At 72.8% G+C, this 16,138-nt stretch carries 15 protein-coding genes; 7 read left to right on the top strand and 8 right to left on the bottom strand.

Annotation, left to right across the window (positions count from 1 at the left end):
• The 4 genes from ACLU3S_RS10715 to acsA form a co-directional block, all read right to left on the bottom strand.
• On the bottom strand, nucleotides 1–726 hold a 726-nt coding region (locus ACLU3S_RS10715), incomplete at its 3' end, for an E3 binding domain-containing protein (protein ID WP_413951526.1).
• A gap of 1 nt (nucleotide 727) precedes the next feature.
• The gene (locus ACLU3S_RS10710) at nucleotides 728–1,807 is read right to left on the bottom strand and encodes an alpha-ketoacid dehydrogenase subunit beta (RefSeq protein ID WP_413951525.1); all 1,080 of its coding nucleotides are present in this window, start codon (nucleotides 1,805–1,807) and stop codon (nucleotides 728–730) included.
• Nucleotides 1,804–2,829: a pyruvate dehydrogenase (acetyl-transferring) E1 component subunit alpha gene (pdhA, locus tag ACLU3S_RS10705; protein WP_413951524.1), complete on the bottom strand. Its 1,026-nt coding sequence runs from the start codon at nucleotides 2,827–2,829 to the stop codon at nucleotides 1,804–1,806. Before pdhA ends, ACLU3S_RS10710 begins: the two co-directional genes overlap by 4 nt.
• Nucleotides 2,826–4,661, bottom strand: a complete 1,836-nt coding sequence (acsA, locus tag ACLU3S_RS10700; RefSeq protein WP_413951523.1) for an acetate--CoA ligase — start codon at nucleotides 4,659–4,661, stop codon at nucleotides 2,826–2,828. The genes pdhA and acsA overlap by 4 nt, the downstream gene beginning before the upstream one ends.
• Before the next feature lie 401 nt (nucleotides 4,662–5,062).
• Here acsA and ACLU3S_RS10695 point away from each other — a divergent pair, with 401 nt between their 5' ends.
• The 7 genes from ACLU3S_RS10695 (at nucleotide 5,063) to ACLU3S_RS10665 (ending at nucleotide 11,459) form a co-directional block, all read left to right on the top strand.
• The gene (locus ACLU3S_RS10695) at nucleotides 5,063–6,247 is read left to right on the top strand and encodes a 4Fe-4S dicluster domain-containing protein (protein WP_413951522.1); all 1,185 of its coding nucleotides are present in this window, start codon (nucleotides 5,063–5,065) and stop codon (nucleotides 6,245–6,247) included.
• Complete coding sequence (locus ACLU3S_RS10690; protein WP_413951521.1) at nucleotides 6,244–7,062, top strand: FAD/NAD(P)-binding protein; 819 nt, start codon at nucleotides 6,244–6,246, stop codon at nucleotides 7,060–7,062. Before ACLU3S_RS10695 ends, ACLU3S_RS10690 begins: the two co-directional genes overlap by 4 nt.
• A 1-nt stretch (nucleotide 7,063) precedes the next feature.
• The gene (locus ACLU3S_RS10685) at nucleotides 7,064–7,912 is read left to right on the top strand and encodes an oxidoreductase (RefSeq protein WP_413951520.1); all 849 of its coding nucleotides are present in this window, start codon (nucleotides 7,064–7,066) and stop codon (nucleotides 7,910–7,912) included.
• A 23-nt stretch (nucleotides 7,913–7,935) separates the two neighbouring features.
• On the top strand, nucleotides 7,936–9,282 hold the full coding sequence (locus ACLU3S_RS10680; RefSeq protein WP_413951519.1) for a Ni/Fe hydrogenase subunit alpha: 1,347 nt from the start codon (nucleotides 7,936–7,938) through the stop codon (nucleotides 9,280–9,282).
• 11 nt (nucleotides 9,283–9,293) lie between these two features.
• Entirely contained in the window at nucleotides 9,294–9,758 is a 465-nt protein-coding gene (locus tag ACLU3S_RS10675) for a hydrogenase maturation protease (protein ID WP_413951518.1), read from the top strand.
• 123 nt (nucleotides 9,759–9,881) lie between these two features.
• Nucleotides 9,882–10,757 (top strand): universal stress protein, encoded by an 876-nt coding sequence (locus tag ACLU3S_RS10670; RefSeq protein WP_413951517.1) that lies wholly within the window; start codon nucleotides 9,882–9,884, stop codon nucleotides 10,755–10,757.
• 258 nt (nucleotides 10,758–11,015) lie between these two features.
• Nucleotides 11,016–11,459: a universal stress protein gene (locus ACLU3S_RS10665; RefSeq protein WP_413951516.1), complete on the top strand. Its 444-nt coding sequence runs from the start codon at nucleotides 11,016–11,018 to the stop codon at nucleotides 11,457–11,459.
• A gap of 29 nt (nucleotides 11,460–11,488) precedes the next feature.
• On the opposite strand, the gene ACLU3S_RS10660 is transcribed toward ACLU3S_RS10665, so the two are convergent.
• Genes ACLU3S_RS10660 through ACLU3S_RS10645 form a run of 4 tightly spaced genes read right to left on the bottom strand, consistent with a single transcriptional unit; the run spans nucleotide 11,489 to nucleotide 16,095 of the window.
• Entirely contained in the window at nucleotides 11,489–12,145 is a 657-nt protein-coding gene (locus ACLU3S_RS10660; protein WP_413951515.1) for a potassium channel family protein, read from the bottom strand.
• Nucleotides 12,142–12,801 (bottom strand): potassium channel family protein, encoded by a 660-nt coding sequence (locus ACLU3S_RS10655; RefSeq protein WP_413951514.1) that lies wholly within the window; start codon nucleotides 12,799–12,801, stop codon nucleotides 12,142–12,144. The genes ACLU3S_RS10660 and ACLU3S_RS10655 overlap by 4 nt, the downstream gene beginning before the upstream one ends.
• On the bottom strand, nucleotides 12,801–15,647 hold the full coding sequence (locus ACLU3S_RS10650) for a cation-translocating P-type ATPase (protein ID WP_413951513.1): 2,847 nt from the start codon (nucleotides 15,645–15,647) through the stop codon (nucleotides 12,801–12,803). Before ACLU3S_RS10650 ends, ACLU3S_RS10655 begins: the two co-directional genes overlap by 1 nt.
• Nucleotides 15,637–16,095 carry a cyclic nucleotide-binding/CBS domain-containing protein gene (locus ACLU3S_RS10645; RefSeq protein ID WP_413951512.1) on the bottom strand — a complete coding sequence of 153 codons (459 nt, stop codon included), beginning with the start codon at nucleotides 16,093–16,095 and terminating at the stop codon, nucleotides 15,637–15,639. The genes ACLU3S_RS10650 and ACLU3S_RS10645 overlap by 11 nt, the downstream gene beginning before the upstream one ends.
• Nucleotides 16,096–16,138 lie beyond the last annotated feature (43 nt).

Here is a 16,138-nt window from a genome sequence, read left to right as displayed (position 1 = left end):
CCGCACGGCTCCGCCGTCCCCGGTGCCGCGCACCGCGCTCAGATCGATGCCGAGGTCGTGGGCGAGGCGCCGTGCGTACGGCGTGGCCCGGACCCTGGGCGTCAGGGGTGGCGCGGCGTGCTCCACGTCGGCACGGGTGATCCGTCCGCCCGGCCCGGTGCCGTGCAGGGTGGCCAGGTCCACGCCCCGCAGTACGGCCAGGTGCCGTACGAGGGGCCCGGTGCCGGGGACCGAGGTGGTTCCAGCGGACGGCTGTGGGGGTGCCGGCGCGTGCTGCCCGGTCGGCTGCCTCCGTGACTCGGCGTGTGCCGGCTTCGGGGCGCGCTCGGGCGTGCGGGCCGCGCTCCGCCGAGGCCGGGGGCGCTGGGGCCGCGCTGCGGGTTCCCGGCCGGCCTTTGCACGTGAGGGCGGAGACGGCTGAGCCTGACCGGCGGGCCCGCTCGGCCCGGTCACCGGCTCCGCGGGGGCGCCTGTCGGGATGCCGGAGGCGGCTTCGCCCTCGATCACCGCGAGCGGAGTCCCCACCGGAACGCGGGCGCCCGGCGCAACGAGCAGCCGGCCCACGGTCCCGGACTCGAAGCACTCGACCTCGATGGCCGCCTTGTCCGTCTCCACGACCGCCACGACGTCGCCCCTGCGCACCCGGTCACCGGGGTGCACGAGCCACTCCTGCAGCACACCCTCAGCCATGTCCGCGCCCAGTGAGGGCATGGTGAACGCGGTCATCTCAGCCAGGCCCTCCGCCGACCGGCGATCGCTCTGCCGCGACGCCTCCGGTCGGCACGGGTTCGCCCACGGCTCGCTGTGCGGCAGCGACGACTTCTCCCACCTGCGGCAGCGCGGCCTCTTCCAGCCTGCGCGCGTACGGCACGGGCACTTCGGCGCTGCACACCCGCTCGATCGGGGCGTCGAGGTCGTAGAAGTGCTGCTCCGTGAGACGCGCCGAGATCTCGGCGGCGAGGCTGCCGGTGCGCCAGCCCTCGTCGATGACGACAGCCCGGTGCGTGCGTGCCACCGACGCGCCGATGGTGGCGTCGTCCAGCGGGCGCAGGGTGCGCAGGTCGACGACCTCGGCGCTGATGCCGCCGCTCGCGAGCTCGTCGGCGGCGGCCAGGGCCTTGGGGAGTGAGCCGCCGTAGGTGATCAGGGAGACGTCCGTACCGGGCCGGCGGACGGCCGCGCGGTCGATGTCGACCGGCCCCGCGTCGGCGGGCAGCTCGCCCGAGGCGTTGTACAGGCTGCCGTGCTCGAAGATCAGCACCGGGTCGGGGTCGGCGAGCGCGGGGGCCAGCATGTACCGGGCGTCGGTGAGGGTCGCCGGAGCGAGCACCCGCAAGCCTGGGATGTGCGCGTACCAGCCCTCCAGACTGTGGGAGTGCTGGGCCGCGAGCTGTCGTCCCGCGCCCGTGGTCATCCGGATCACGATCGGCACGGGCAGCTGGCCGCCCGACATGTGCAACAGAGTCGCCGCGTTGTTGAGGATCTGGTCGAGGGCCAGCAGACTGAAGTTCACCGTCATGATCTCGACGATCGGCCGCATACCCGCAAGGGCGGCGCCGATGCCGGCCCCGACGAACGCCGACTCGGACAGCGGGGCGTCGCGGATCCGTTCGGGCCCGAACTCCTCCAGCAGGCCGAGGCTGACGCCGAAACAGCCGCCGTACCGGCCCACGTCCTCACCCATCAGGAACACGCGCTCGTCCGTGCGCAGCGCTTCGCGCAGGGCCTCGCGCAGCGCCTCCCGATAGGTCGTCTTGCGGTCGTCGGGCGCCGGACGTTCGGCGGTACGCATGCGGGTGGCGGTCATGGCGGGATCGCCTCCGGGCTGGTGACGTACTTCAGCAGATCCCCGACCGGTTCCTCGGGGGCCCGATCGGCGGCCTCGACGGCGCGGTCAATCTCGGCGGCCAGGCGGTCCTCCAGGGCGGCGCGGGCCCTGTCGGTCAGCTCCTTCGCCTCCCGCAGTCGCCGGGCGAGCCCTTCGACCGGATCGCGTCCTTTCCAGTGCTCGATCTCGGCCTTGTCGCGATAGCGGTCGGGGTCGTACATCGAGTGGGCGCGGAAGCGGTACGTGCGCATCTCCAGGAAGTGCGGTCCGGTTCCGGCACGCACCCCTTCGGCCGCCTTCCGGGCGGCGTCCTCCACTGCGAAGACGTCCATGCCGTCGACGGCCCAGGAGACCATGCCGTACCCGGCGGCACGCAGCGCGAGGTCGGTCCGGGCCTGGTGCCGGGCCAGGGCCGTGCCCATCGCGTACAGGTTGTTCTCGCAGACCAGCAGCAGCGGCAGCCCCCACAGCGCGGCGAGGTTGGCGGTCTCGTGGAACTCACCCTCGGCGAAGGCGCCGTCGCCGAAGAAGCAGCACGTGACACGATCGCGACCGGTCATGCGGTCGGCGAGGGCGAGGCCGGCCGCGAGCGGGAGCCCGCCGCCGACGATCGCGTTGCCACCGTAGAAGCGGCGGCCGGCGTCGAACAGGTGCATCGAGCCGCCACGGCCCCGGCTGCACCCGGTCACTTTGCCGAACATCTCCGCCATGATCGCCTCGGCCGGCACCCCGCGGGCGAGCGCGTGCCCGTGTTCGCGGTACGTCGAAACGACCGCGTCGTCGTCCGTGAGCGCCTCGTTGACGCCGACGGCGACGGCCTCCTCGCCGATGTACAGATGCATGAACCCCCGGATGCGGGCGGCGCTGTACAGCTCCACGCAGCGCTCCTCGAACCGGCGGACGCGCAGCATCGACTCCAGCAGTGCCCGGCGGTGCGCGACGGCTCGGCGGTCCGGCAGCGAGGCGGAGCGCGGTGCACGGGGGGCCTGGGTGGCGTTCATGCGGGCTGCTCCATCCTCTGCGCGGAGGAGGACGCCTCCAGGGTGGAGTCCTCCAGGGTGGAGATGTCGCCCTCGGGCAGACCGAGTTCACGCGCCCTGAGCAGGCGGCGCATGACCTTGCCGCTGCGGGTGTGCGGCAGATGCTGGTCGAAGGCGATCTCGCGGGGCGCTACCGCCGGGCCCAGCCGGCGCCGGGCGAAGGCCAGCAGTTCCTGCCGCATCGTGGTGGTCGCATCGAAGCCCGGCCGCAGCGTGACGAAGGCCTTCACGATGTTCCCGGCGACGGGGTCGGGGCGGCCGATGACGCCGGACTCGGCGACCGCCGGGTGTTCCATCAGGATGCTCTCGACCTCGAAGGGCCCGATGAGGTGGCCGGCCGACGTGATGACGTCGTCGGCGCGCCCGACGAACCAGTACCAGCCGTCGGCGTCGCGCCGTACCAGGTCCCCGGTGAGGTACCAGCCGTCCGCGAAGGCGGCTGCGGTGCGCGGCTCGTCGTGCAGATAGCCGCGGAACATGGACGGCCAGCCGGCCCGGAGCGCCAGCTCGCCCTCCACGCCGGGCTCCTCCACCACGCTGACGTGTCCGTCCGCGACCTCGGCTCTGCCGTCCTCGCCGCGCCGCAGTACCGCCGCCTCCACACCGGGCAGGGGGCGCCCCATCGAGCCGGGGCGGATGTCGAAGGCGGCGCAGTTGGCGATCATGATGGCGCCGGTCTCGGTCTGCCACCAGTTGTCGTGCACCGGCAGTCCGAGCACATCGCGCCCCCAGACCACGGCCTCCGGATTGAGCGGCTCGCCGACCGACGCGACGAACCGCAGCGCACTCAGGTCGAACGAGCGGGGCAGGTCGTACGGCCCCGTCCTCGGCGTCGTGCGCATCAGCATGCGCAGGGCCGTCGGCGCCGTGTACCAGACGCGCACCCGCTGGTCGGCGAGGATCCGGTACCAGCGGCGAGCGTCGTAGTCCCCCTCGTCCACCACGACCGTCACCCCGTGCATGAGCGGTGCGACGATCCCGTAGGACATCCCGGTCACCCAGCCCGGGTCGGCGGTGCACCAGAAGACGTCGTCCTCGTGGAGATCGAGGGCGTACAGCGCGGTCATGTAGTGGGCGACGGCCGCCTCGTGGACGTGCACCGCGCCCTTGGGGATGCCCGTCGTGCCGCTCGTGAAGTGCAGCAGGGCCATGTCGTGGGGCGAGGTCGGCGGAATCGTGAAGGTGTCGGCCGCCTCAGCCATCAGCCCGGCGAGAGACAGGGTGTCCGGCAGGTCGACCGCCCCCTCGCCGACGATCAGCACATGGTGCAGGGCGGCCAGGGCGCGGCGTTGTCCGGCGATCTTCCTGCGGTACAGGTCCGCCGTGGTGACCAGCACCTGCGCGTCGCTCAGCGTCATCCGCTGAAAGACCGGGTCCGGCCCGAAGGCGGAGAACAGCGGGCACAGGACACTGGTGTTCTTCAGCGTGCCCAGGACCACGGTGTACAGCTCGGGGCAGCGCCCCAGCAGCGTCACCACCCGGTCGCCGTGACCGATCCCGAGGCCGCGGAGCACGTTGGCGAACCGCGCCGACGAGCGGGCCAGATCCCCGTAGGTCAGGGAGGTAACGGAGTCGTCACGCCCGACACAGCGCAGCGCGACCGCTGTCGCACGGCCCGATGCCACGTGCCGGTCGACGGCCTCGTGGGCGATGTTCACTCCCCGCCCGCCGGGAAGCCCCTGCAGCCTGCTCCGCGCGGCGTGCCACGAGAAGCGCGCGCATTCCTTGTCGTAGTCGCGCAGATGGGGGGCGACGCGCGGCGGAGTGTCCTTGCGGATGGTCTCCCAGGGCATGCCGACCCCTCCTTCCTCCGGGCTTCTTCGACCATCCGTCCGCTCCGTTGCGTCCGCACTGGGTCGAACGGCCCCCGCTCGTGGCCGGACGGCTCCGGTCCACGCCTTCGGCCCGCCCGAGAGGAGGGCCGCACCAGGCTCTCCCGGAGAGTGGGGCCGGGAGAGGCACACGTACGTCCTCCCACCGCACGGCGCAACGCGCTGACCGTGGTCGGGGCGCCGCTCCGACGGCCGCCCGAGACCTCTCTCGTCGCCTCGTCCGAGGACAAGGGGCCAACGGACCCCGCACACGTGCCCATACGGCTCTGGCGGCGCGGCGCCGTACCGGCAATGCTGCCGTCGTGGGCCCGAGGGCGCGGCAGGGCCCGGTGTGCCGTCCGGCGTGCTGGAGGAGGTCGGTCATGAACGCCGACACCGATGCGAACGCGGTCCCTACCCCCGCCTCCGAGGGGTTCGTCATGGGCAAGGACGGTATGGCCGCGCTCGTCGACGTGCTGGTCCGGCGCGGGTTCACCGTCATCGGTCCCACGGCCCGGGACGGCGCCATCGTGCTGGCGGAGCTGCGGTCGGCCGACGAGCTGCCGTACGGATGGGGCGTGGAGCTGGAGGCCGGGCGGTACCGGCTGCGGGAGCGCTCGGACGGCGCGGCGTTCGCCAACGCGGCGGGACCCCAGTCGTGGAAGTCCTTCCTGCATCCGGCGCGGGTGCGGGAGTGGAGCGCCGACCGGGTGGAGGGGGAGCTGGTGTTCACGGCCGACCGGACCGCGCCGCCTCGCTACGCCTTTCTGGGCGTGCGTCCCTGCGATCTGCGGGCGATCATGATCCAGGACCGGGTGCTGACCGGCGGGGCGTACCGCGATCCCGGCTACGAGGGTCGGCGCGGCGGGGCGCTGTTGATCGTGGCCGAGTGCACGGAGCCCGGCGCCACCTGCTTCTGCGTCTCGATGGGCACCGGACCCGCTGCCGGTCCCGGCTACGACCTGGCGATGACCGAAGTGGTCGATGCGCAAGGGCACCGCTTCTGGATCCGCAGCGGCAGCGAGGAAGGAGCGGGGATCCTGGCCGAACTGCCCGCCCGTCCGGCCGACCCCCGGACCCCGGAGAAGGCTCGTGCCGACGTCACGGCCGCCGCGGCCCGCATGGGGCGGACCATGCCCGAGGCCGACCTGCGGGAGCTGATGGCCGGGACGCTCGACGCGCCCCGCTGGGACGACGTCGCCGGACGGTGCCTGACCTGCGGCAACTGCACCATGGTGTGCCCCACCTGCTTCTGCACCACCACCGAGGACGTCACCGACCTCACCGGTGACCACGCGGAGCGGTGGCGGCTGTGGGACTCCTGCTTCGACCTGGACTTCTCCCGCCTGCACGGCGGCCCGGTGCGTGCCTCCGCGCGCAGCCGCTACCGGCAGTGGATGACCCACAAACTCGGCACCTGGTTCGACCAGTTCGGGTCGTCGGGCTGCGTGGGGTGCGGGCGCTGCATCGTGTGGTGCCCCGTCGGCATCGACATCACCGAGGAAGCGGCCGCGCTGCACGACTGGACACGGTCCGGCGTGACAGCGGCGGAGCCGAAGGAGGAATGACCACCGTGCCGCCCCCGCTGCCGTACCGCGTCGCCGACGCCTGGGCCGAGACCGCCGACACCCGGTCGATCGAGCTCGTACCGGCCGGGGAAGCCCTCGCACCCTTCGCACCGGGGCAGTTCGCGATGATCTACGCCTTCGGGGTCGGCGAGGTGCCCATATCGGCCAGTGCCCTGCGCGGCCGCCACGGGGGTCTCGTGCACACCGTGCGCGCGGTGGGCGCGGTCTCGACCGCGCTGTGCCGGTTGCGCCCGGGTGACGGCGTCGGGGTCAGCGGGCCGTACGGGAGCGGATGGGACCTCGAAGCGGCAGCCGGCGACGACGTGCTGGTGGTCGCCGGCGGAATCGGGCTGGCCCCGCTGCGGCCGGCCGTGCACACGGTCCTGGAGCGGCCGGCCGAGTACGGCCGGCTCGCCGTCCTGGTGGGTGCCCGCACCCCCGCCGACCTCGTCTTCGAGGACGAGATCGACAGCTGGCGCGGCACGGCCCGGGTGGAGGTGACCGTCGACCGCCCCGGCCCGGGCTGGCAGGGCATGGTGGGCGTGGTCACCACCCTCCTCGGCCGCCTGGACCTGCGACCCGAACGGACCTGCGCGCTGGTGTGCGGACCCGAGGTGATGATGCGGCACACCGCACGCGATCTCGTGAGCCGGGGACTGGATCCGCGCCGCGTCCAGGTGTCCTTGGAACGGAACATGCGCTGCGCCACCGGCCATTGCGGCCACTGCCAACTCGGCCCCCTCCTGCTGTGCCGCGACGGGCCGGTCGTCGGCTACGACCGCGTGGCCGACCTGCTCCTCGTCAGGGAGCTGTGACATGCTCACCGAACTCGGCCCGGTCATCCGCACACGGCCGACGCTCGCCGTGTGGAAGTTCGCCTCCTGCGACGGCTGCCAACTGACGCTTCTCGACTGCGAGAACGAGCTCCTCGGCCTCACCGACCGCATACGGGTCGACCACTTCCTGGAGATGACCCCGGCCGAGGGCGCCGAAGGGGGCCGCGCGCGGCTGGAGGGCCGTGGGCCGTACGACCTGTCCCTGGTCGAAGGCTCGATCACCACGGCCGGGGACGCCGAGCGCATCCAGCACGTCCGGCGCATCTCGCGCGCTCTGGTGACCATAGGAGCCTGCGCCACCGCGGGCGGCGTCCAGGCACTGCGCAACTTCGCCGACGTCGACGACTTCATCGCCGCGGTCTACGCCCGGCCGGAGTACATCGCCGCACTGGAGACCTCGACACCGATCTCGGCCCACGTTCCGGTCGACTTCGAGCTGCGCGGCTGCCCCATCGACCGCCGCCAGCTCATCGAGGTCATCACCGCCTACCTGGCCGGACGCACACCCCAGATCCCGGACCACAGCGTCTGCTTCGAGTGCAAGAGGCGCGGCACCACCTGCATCACCGTGGCCCACGGCACCCCCTGCCTGGGCCCGGTCACCCATGCCGGCTGCGGCGCCATCTGCCCCGCCTACGGGCGCGGCTGCTACGGCTGCTTCGGACCGTCGAGCCGGCCCAATCTGCGCTCCATGGTGGCGCAGCTGCGTCGCGACGGGATGAGCGAGCGGGACATTCAGCGTGTCTTCCGTACCTTCAACGCCGCGTCACCGGAGTATGCCTCCGTATCCGACCTCGCGGCCGAGGAGCAGCAGAGCCCTCCGGCCTGACGGACCCCGTCCGAAAGGCGCGCATGAACCATCGCGGAACCCGCGTCCTGCGACTGGACGCGCTGGCCAGGGTGGAAGGCGAAGCCGCCCTCCACCTGCGCGTCGAGGGTGACACGGTCGCCGAGACGCGGCTGCGCATCTACGAACCACCGCGCTTCTTCGAGGCCTTCCTGACCGGCCGGGGCCACACCGAGCCTCCCGACATCACCGCGCGCATCTGCGGCATCTGCCCGGTCGCCTACCAGATGAGCGCCTGCCGGGCGATCGAGGACGCCTGCGGTGTCGCGGTGGACGGCCCTCTCGCGGACCTGCGCCGCCTGCTGTACTGCGGCGAGTGGATCGAGAGCCACACCTTGCACATCTACCTGCTGCACGCCCCGGACTTCCTCGGGCGTGCGGACGTCGTGGAACTCGCCCGCGACCAGCGCGCGGCCGTCGAGCGAGGCCTGCGCGTCAAACAGACCGGCAACGCGATCATCGAGCAGCTCGGTGGCCGCCCCATCCACCCGGTCAACGTCCGCATCGGCGGCTTCTACCGGGCACCCGCTCCGGACGAGCTGCGCCCGCTGGCGCAGCGGCTGCGGCGGGCCCGTGAGGACGCGCTGGAAACCGTCCGCTGGGTGGCGGCGTTCGACTTTCCGGACGCTGTGTGCGACCACGACCTGCTCGCACTGCGCGACCCCGGCCGCTACGCCATCGACTCCGGAACACCGGCGGTCATGTCCGCGCGTGGCCCGGGCCCGGTGCTGCGCGAGGTGCCCCTGGCGGACCTGGAACAGCACGTCCAGGAAGGACAGGTACCGCACTCCACGTCCCGCACGGCCACCCTGGACGGCCGCCGCTACCTGACCGGCCCGCTGGCCCGCTTCGCGATCAGCGGCCGGTGGCTTCACCCCGTGGCCGCCGAGGCGGCGCGGGACGCCGGGCTGGGCGACCCGTCGACCGGCGCCGTGTGCGACAACCCCTTCCGGAGCATTGCCGTACGCGCCGTCGAAGTGGTGCAGGCCATCGAGGAAGCCCTGCGGATCATCGACGGATACGAACGGCCTCGCCGGCCGGCCGTCGAGGTCCCGCCGCGCCGAGGGACCGGCGCCGGGGCCACCGAGGCGCCCCGGGGGCTGCTGTACCACCGCTATGCCCTCACCGGAGACGGCACGCTCACCGAGGCCCGCATCATCCCGCCCACGGCCCAGAACCAGACGGCCATCGAGGAGGACGTGCGCAAGGCGGTCCAGACGCGGCTGGAGGCGCCCGGGCCCGCCGCCGACGACGAGGAGCTCACCCATCTGTGCGAACGGGCCATCCGCAACCACGACCCCTGCATCTCCTGTGCCGCCCACTTCCTGGACGTGACCGTGGAGCGTCTGTGAAGGGCCGGGTCGTGGTGATCGGTGTGGGCAATCCCCTGCGCGGTGACGACGGGGTCGGTCCGGCAGCGGTGGAGGCGCTGCGGGGCCGTGTCCCGGAGGGAACCGTCCTGACGGTCAGCGACGGCGAACCCGCACGCATGCTCGACCTGTGGCGCGGCGCGGACACGGTGGTCGTGGTGGAGGCCCTGCGCGCACGGCCGGCCCGGCCGGGGGAGCTGCACACCCTGACAGCGACGGAAGCCGCCAACCGGACGGCGGCCACGGCGAGTACCCATGCGCTCGGCCTCGCGGAGTGCCTCGCCCTGGCGGAGGCACTGGGGCAGCTGCCGCAGAGGCTGGTGGTGCATGCCATGGAGGTGGCGGACGTCGGGCTCGGCGCGCCCCTGAGCGCGGCGGTGCGGTCGGCGCTTCCCGAACTGATCGACCGGGTGGCCGCCTGCATTCGGCAGGCACCCGGACCGGACCACGGGCCGTAGGGGGCCGATGGTCCTTCAGCACGGGCCGAAGCGCCCTCGCGGCCGCCGGCAGGGTGGTGCGACGGTGAAGTTCCCCCCTCGTGCCGCACGCTTCCGGCGGCCCCAGGAAAGGCGGTGGGACCAATGACGCCCCCTCTGGTCGTAGGCGTGGACGGATCGGACTCCTGCCTGCTGGCCGTGGACTGGTCCGTGGACGAAGTCGCCCGTCATGGTGTCCCGCTCAGGCTGGTGTACGCCTCCCTGTGGGCGCGCTACGAGGCGGGTATTCCCTCGGCGGACCCGAAGCGGCCCTCCGAGCAGGTGCTGGCCGAGCACATCGTGGCCTCGGCGGCCGATCGCGCCGAACGGCGCAACCCGGATGTGAAGGTCACCACCGACATCGTGCCGCAGGACGCGGTGGACGCTCTCGTGCGCGCGGGCGACGAGGCGTTTGCCCTGGTGGTGGGTTCGCGCGGCCGTGGCGGACTCAAGGGCCTGCTGCTGGGGTCGGTCGGTCTCGGGGTGTCCGCCCGGGCGCGCTGCCCGGTGGTCGTGGTCCGGGGCGATCGTGCGGGTCTGCGGGGTACGCACGAGCGGATCCTGCTCGGTCTGGGCGAGACCGGCACGAGCGCGGAGGCGGTGCGTTTCGCCTTCCGCGAGGCGGAGGTGCGCGGGTGCGTCCTGGACGTCGTGCGGACCTGGCGCAGGCCCGCCTACGACAGGAGCGGCGACCGGCTGCAGCCCGGCGGACCGGCGGACACGTACGAGGAAGGCGCGTCGGCCGTGATCGAGGCTCTTCTCAGGACGGCGAGCGCCGACCACCCGCATGTCCGCACACGTCCGGCGGCCCTCGAGGGACCGGCCGGCAAGATCCTCGTGCACCGCTCCGCGGCCGCGGATCTCGTGATCGTCGGAGCACGGCGCAGGAGAGGACACCTCGGTCTCCAGCTCGGCCGCGTGAGCCACACCCTCCTCCACCACGCCCAGTGCCCTGTCGCGCTCGTACCCGTACGGCAGTGAGGGCGCGGCGAGACCGGCCGCGGTCCACCCCGCACGGCGTGGCACCGTCCGCACCGCGCTGTCAGCCGAACCGGCTCGGCACCCCGATGGTCTCGACGCGCCGCACCGTGCCGTCGGGCACCATCGCGGTGACCACCGCGGCACACGGTTTCATGCCACCGGATGCCCATCGGTGGCGGTCCGGCGACGGGGCCCTCAGCGTGGAGAACAAGGTGGCCCGGTGCGATGGGCACGGACTCCGAAGGAGAGGTGCGACGCATGGACACGGATGCCGCGGAGCCGCGGGTGGTGGTCGGCGTCGACGGGTCGCAGTCCTCGTACGAGGCGCTGCGCTGGGCCGTGCGCTACGCCGACCGGATCGGGGGCACCGTCGAGGCCGTCGCCGTGTGGGAGCTGCCGGGCCTGTACGGCTGGTCCGGGCCCGCGGTCGACATGCAGATGGACGAGGAGGAGACCCGGCAGAAGATGGGCCAGGAGCTGACCGAGGTGCTCGGCGCGGAGGCCGCGGGCTCGGTGCGCACCCGTGTGGTGCACGGCAACGCGGCCGACGTCCTGTTGCGGGCGGCCGAAGGGGCCGAGGTCCTGGTGGTGGGCAGCCGGGGCAGGGGCGGTTTCGCACGTGCCCTGCTCGGCTCCGTCAGTCAGCACGTGTCGCAGCACGCGAGCTGTCCGGTCGTGATCGTGCGCCCCCGGAAGCAGTGACCCGAGGGCCGGGACCGCCCGGGGCCGGCTCACTGGAATGCCGCGTGAATCTCCTGCTCGGTCGCCTCGTGCGACACAAGCAGGAGTTCGTCGCCGGGAAGCAGCCGCACCTCCGGGCCCGGGACCATGGGACGGCCGTCGCGTACGACGGTGGCGACCACGGTGCCGGCGGGCAGTTGGATCTCACCCAGCTGGTGTCCCGCCCCCCGGGACTCCTCCGTGATCGCGGTCTCGATGACCTCGACCCCCGCCTTGCTCAGCCGCAGCAGCGCCACCGTGTCCGTGGCGCCGGTGGCCTCCTCGATGAGGGAGATCAGGGGGGTGGCCGCCGGCACGGCCGCGTCCACGCCCCACCGCTGGTCGAAGAGCCAGGCGTTCTCCTCCTCGTTGACGCGCGCGGCCACGCGCCCCACGCCGAACTGCCGCTTGGCGAGCAGGCTGATGACGAGGTTGTCCTCGTCGCGGCCGGTGACGGCGATGACCAGGTCGCAGGCGAGGGCGCCCGCGTGTTCGAGAAGCGCCGGCTCGCAGGCGTCCCCGGCCACGACGCGCACGTGCGGCAGGTCGCCGAGTTCGGCCACACGGTCGTCGTCGTACTCGACGAGCGTGACCTCGTTGCGAGCCGCGGACAGCACCTGGGCGATCTGGGTGCCGAGCCGGCCCGCACCCGCGATCAGGACCCTCACGTTCCCAGCTCCTTGTCGAGAAAGCCGCTCAGCCGGCCCAGCGCCGTGGCGGCAACGCTGAAGGTGACCAGGTCATCGGGCTCGGCCAGGACACCGTGGGCGGGGAGCAGCGAGCGACCGGCGCGGGTGATCTCCACGACGCGGATCTCGCCGTCGACGTCGAACTCGGTGACCTGCCGTCCGGTGAGGTAGGACGGCAGTTGGGAGCGGACGAGGAGCGTCTCGCCGTTGCCGAAGCTGAGCTCGGGGGTGAGGTGGCGGTGCAGCAGCATCTGGTGGATCCGGCCCACGGCCCAGCGGACGCTGGAGATCGTCGGGATGCCCAGTTCCCGGTAGATGTCGGCGCGGCGCGGATCGTGGATGCGGGCCAGGACGATCGGAACCCGGTACGTCTCCTTCGCGGTGCGCGCGCTGACGATGTTGCTGTTGTCCCCGGACGTGACCGCGACGAAGGCGTCCGCGTGGAGGATGCCGGCCGTCTCCAGCACGGCACGGCTGAAGCCGTTGCCCACGTGGAAGGCGCCGGGGAAGCCCGGTGACAGCTTCTTCTGCGCCTTCGGCTGCCGGTCGACGAGCCGTACGTCGTGGCCCTCGGCGACGAGCTGCGTGGCCAGGGTGGCTCCGATCCGGCCGCAACCCGCGATGATCACTCTCATCACCTTCCTCCCTTCGGGAGTGTCCGCCGGCGCCGCTGCGCGTATTTCCTGAGTTCCTCGGCGGCCAGGAGCAGCGCTCCGAACGCGGTCAGAACCGCCCAGTCGGCGGGAGCCAGCGGCGCGGTGTGGAAGATGGCCTGGAGCGGTGGCGCGTAGCTGATGGCGGCCACCAGCCCGATGCCCGAGCAGCCTGCGGCCAGCAGCCACGGATTGGTCAACAGGCCGACCCGGAAGACACTCTGCCGGTCGGTGCGCACGGCCAGGGCGTTGAAGAACTGGCTGACGACGATGCCGGCCTGGACCAGGGTGATCGCCTGCCGGTAGACGGGATCGCTCCTGGTGAATTCGGCGTAGGGGATGCCGGAGGCCTGGATGTGCCAGAAGAAGACGGCGCACACGCCAAGGGCCTGGATGCCGCCGAGGAAGAGGATGCGGCCCATGACGGACGGCGAGAAGAGCCGCTCCCGGCGGGGTCGCGGCGGGCTGTTCATGACGTCTGGTTCCATCGGTTCGGCACCGAGGGCGAGCGCGGGCAGCACGTCCGAGCCGAGGTCGATGGCGAGGATCTGCACGGCCGTGATCGGCACCAGCGGGAATCCGGCGAAGGTCGCCGCGAGGATCGGCACGAGTTCGGCGATGTTGTGGCTGAAGAGGTAGATCAGGAACTTCCGGATGTTGCGGTAGACCGAGCGCCCCAGCCCGACGGCGGTGGCGATGGAGGCGAAGGAGTCGTCGAGCAGCACCATCACGGCGGCCTCGCGGGCGACGTCGGTGCCGGAGGCACCCATGGCGACGCCGATGTCGGCGTGCTTGAGGGCCGGGGCGTCGTTGGCGCCGTCGCCGGTGACGGCGACGACCTCGCCGCGCCGCTGCAACGCGGTGACCACCCGCATCTTGTGCTCGGGACTGACCCGGCACAGCAGCAGTTCGCCCGAGCCCGCCAGCAGGGCGTCCAGGCCGTCGTCGTCCAGCGCGTCCAGCCGGGTGCCCGTCGCCACGGTGGGGGCCGGACCGCGCACGATGCCGACGCGGCGGGCGACGGCCTCCGCGGTGAGGGGATGGTCTCCGGTGACCATGACGATGCGGATCCCGGCCCGCCGGCACGCGTCCACCGCCTCGCGCACCTCGGGCCTGGGCGGGTCGTACATCCCGGCGAGCCCCAGCAGCGTCAGCTTCGATTCGACGTCCTCGAGCGGCGCCCGTGGACCGGCGACCCGCCGCCGGGCGACCGCCAGGACGCGCAGGCCCTGTCCGGCCATGCCGTCCGCGGCCGCCGCCACTTGGGCGCGGGCCGCATCGGACAGCGGCGTCTCGGTACCGCCGCGGTCGATGGCGTCGCAGCGGGCGAGCAGTTCGAGCGGTGCGCCCTTGACATACGCGAAGCAGCTGCCGTCGCTGCTGCGGTGCACGGTGCTCATGAGCTTGCGCGCGGAGTCGAAGGGATGCTCCGCCACCCGGGGCGTAACGGCCTCTTCCCGCGCCGGATCCAGGCCGGCTTTCCGGGCGGCCACCAGCAGGGCCCCCTCGGTGGTGTCTCCGAGCACGCGCCACGGGGCCCGCCCGGCCGGCGGCACCAGCCGGGCGTTGCTGCACAGAGCCGCCGCCCGCAGCAACTCCCGTACGGGCCCCGCGTCGGCGATCTCCCCGACCGGTGCGTACCCCACTCCGGACACGGGGTGCGACACACCGTCCGCCCACACCTGGACGACGGTCATCTCGGCCTGGGTGAGGGTGCCGGTCTTGTCGGTGCAGATCACGCTCGTCGAACCCAGCGCCTCCACCGCGAGCAACTGCTTGACCAGCGCGTGCCGACGGGCCATGCGGCGCACACCGATCGCCAGCGAGACGGAAAGCGTGGCCGGCAGCCCCTCCGGCACCAGGGCGACCATCACACCGAGCGAGAAGACGAACGTGTCGACGAACGGCTGTCCGCTGGGCACCCGCACCGCGAACAGCACGGCGCCCGTCGCGAGCGCGACGCCCGCGACCCTGCGGGCCATGAGGGCGACCTGCCGTTGCAGCGGGGTCTGCTGTCTGGGCGCGGCCGCGGCGAGCCGGAAGATCCGCCCGAACTCGGTGGCCGTGCCCGTGGCGAACACGACGGCCTTGCCCGTGCCCGCGACCAGGTCGGTGCCCATGAACACGCAGTTGCGGGCCTGCAGCGGCGGCCCCGGAGGCACGTGTTCGGCGACGCGGGCGACCGGATCGCTCTCGCCGGTGAGCGCGGCGTTGTTGACGGCGGCTTCGTGCGCCTCGACCAGCCGGCAGTCGGCGGGCACCGCGTCCCCGGCCTCCAGGATCACGACGTCGCCCGGCACCAGATCCCGCGCGGACAGCTCTCGCCGCTCTCCGTCGCGCAGGACGCGGCAGGTGTGCGGCACCATCGCCTGCAGAGATTCGGCCGTGCGTTCGGCGGAGTACTCCTGGGCGAAGCCGATGCCGGCGTTCAGCAGCACCACGCCGAGGATCGCCAGGGCCAGTTGGAGGGTGGCCGGATTCCGGGGCTGCCCCAGCCAGTACGCGAGAAACGTGATCGCGGAGGAGACGAGCAGGACCACCGCGAAGAGGTCGGTGAACTGCGTGACGAGCCGGCGCCACACCTGGCCGTGGCCCACGCCGGGCAGCTCGTTGGGGCCGTACCGCTCCCGCCGTGCGGCCGCCTCGGCCGGTGTGAGACCGCGCGGGGAACTCTGCAGGACGCGCAGGACGTCCGGCACCGGCAGCACGGCGCCGGACGAGCCGCAGGCGTCTCGGCGGCCTGGGGGCGGCGCCGTCGTCGTGATGCCCGCCGGTGGGCCGCCCCCACCGAGAGCAGCCGTGCCCTGCCCGGCCGATTCAGGGCTCATGCGGGGTTCCGGCCTTGGCGGGAGGGCCGGGCGGCTCCTGCAGGACGCTCCAGGAGACCGGTCCCAGCAGGTCGGCGAGCCGCCGGAGGACGTCGAGGAACAGGTCGTCGATCGTCAGCACGCCCACCACCCGGCCTGCGTCGAGAACCGGGAGCCGGCGGACCCCCGTGCGGTTGAACGTGCGGTAGGCCACCTCCAGGTCGGCGGTGGCCGCGACCGTGACGACGCCGGGCGACATGACGGCGTCCACCCTGGCCTTCGGCGTCAGGCCACCGCCCATGCCGCGTACGGCGAGGTCGCGGTCGGTGACTATGCCGTGCAGTGCTCCGTCCTTGACCACGAGGACGGACCCGACCGCGCACTCGGCCATCCGCCGGGTCACCTCGGCCAGCGGAACATGCGGCTCCACGCACACCGGGGGAGCGGTCATCACCTCGGAGACCTTCATGTCACCACTCCTTGCTGTCCCACGTTGTCCGGTCGGGCGGTTC

This window comes from Streptomyces sp. AF1A, assembly GCF_047340315.1.
GTDB lineage: Bacteria > Actinomycetota > Actinomycetes > Streptomycetales > Streptomycetaceae > Streptomyces.
The sequence above is the reverse complement of the archived record's forward strand: the minus strand, read 5'-3'. Positions and strand labels throughout refer to the sequence as shown.

Bases quoted from the DNA above. Each gene is read 5' to 3' on its own strand.
- ACLU3S_RS10645 (WP_413951512.1), bottom strand. From the start codon at position 16,095: ATGAAGGTCTCCGAGGTGATGACCGCTCCCCCGGTGTGCGTGGAGCCG.
- acsA (WP_413951523.1), bottom strand. From the start codon at position 4,661: ATGCCCTGGGAGACCATCCGCAAGGACACTCCGCCGCGCGTCGCCCCC.
- pdhA (WP_413951524.1), bottom strand. From the start codon at position 2,829: ATGAACGCCACCCAGGCCCCCCGTGCACCGCGCTCCGCCTCGCTGCCG.
- ACLU3S_RS10655 (WP_413951514.1), bottom strand. From the start codon at position 12,801: ATGAGAGTGATCATCGCGGGTTGCGGCCGGATCGGAGCCACCCTGGCC.
- ACLU3S_RS10690 (WP_413951521.1), top strand. From the start codon at position 6,244: ATGACCACCGTGCCGCCCCCGCTGCCGTACCGCGTCGCCGACGCCTGG.
- ACLU3S_RS10680 (WP_413951519.1), top strand. From the start codon at position 7,936: ATGAACCATCGCGGAACCCGCGTCCTGCGACTGGACGCGCTGGCCAGG.
- ACLU3S_RS10665 (WP_413951516.1), top strand. From the start codon at position 11,016: ATGGACACGGATGCCGCGGAGCCGCGGGTGGTGGTCGGCGTCGACGGG.
- ACLU3S_RS10710 (WP_413951525.1), bottom strand. From the start codon at position 1,807: ATGACCGCCACCCGCATGCGTACCGCCGAACGTCCGGCGCCCGACGAC.
- ACLU3S_RS10650 (WP_413951513.1), bottom strand. From the start codon at position 15,647: ATGAGCCCTGAATCGGCCGGGCAGGGCACGGCTGCTCTCGGTGGGGGC.
- ACLU3S_RS10685 (WP_413951520.1), top strand. From the start codon at position 7,064: ATGCTCACCGAACTCGGCCCGGTCATCCGCACACGGCCGACGCTCGCC.
- ACLU3S_RS10695 (WP_413951522.1), top strand. From the start codon at position 5,063: ATGAACGCCGACACCGATGCGAACGCGGTCCCTACCCCCGCCTCCGAG.
- ACLU3S_RS10670 (WP_413951517.1), top strand. From the start codon at position 9,882: ATGACGCCCCCTCTGGTCGTAGGCGTGGACGGATCGGACTCCTGCCTG.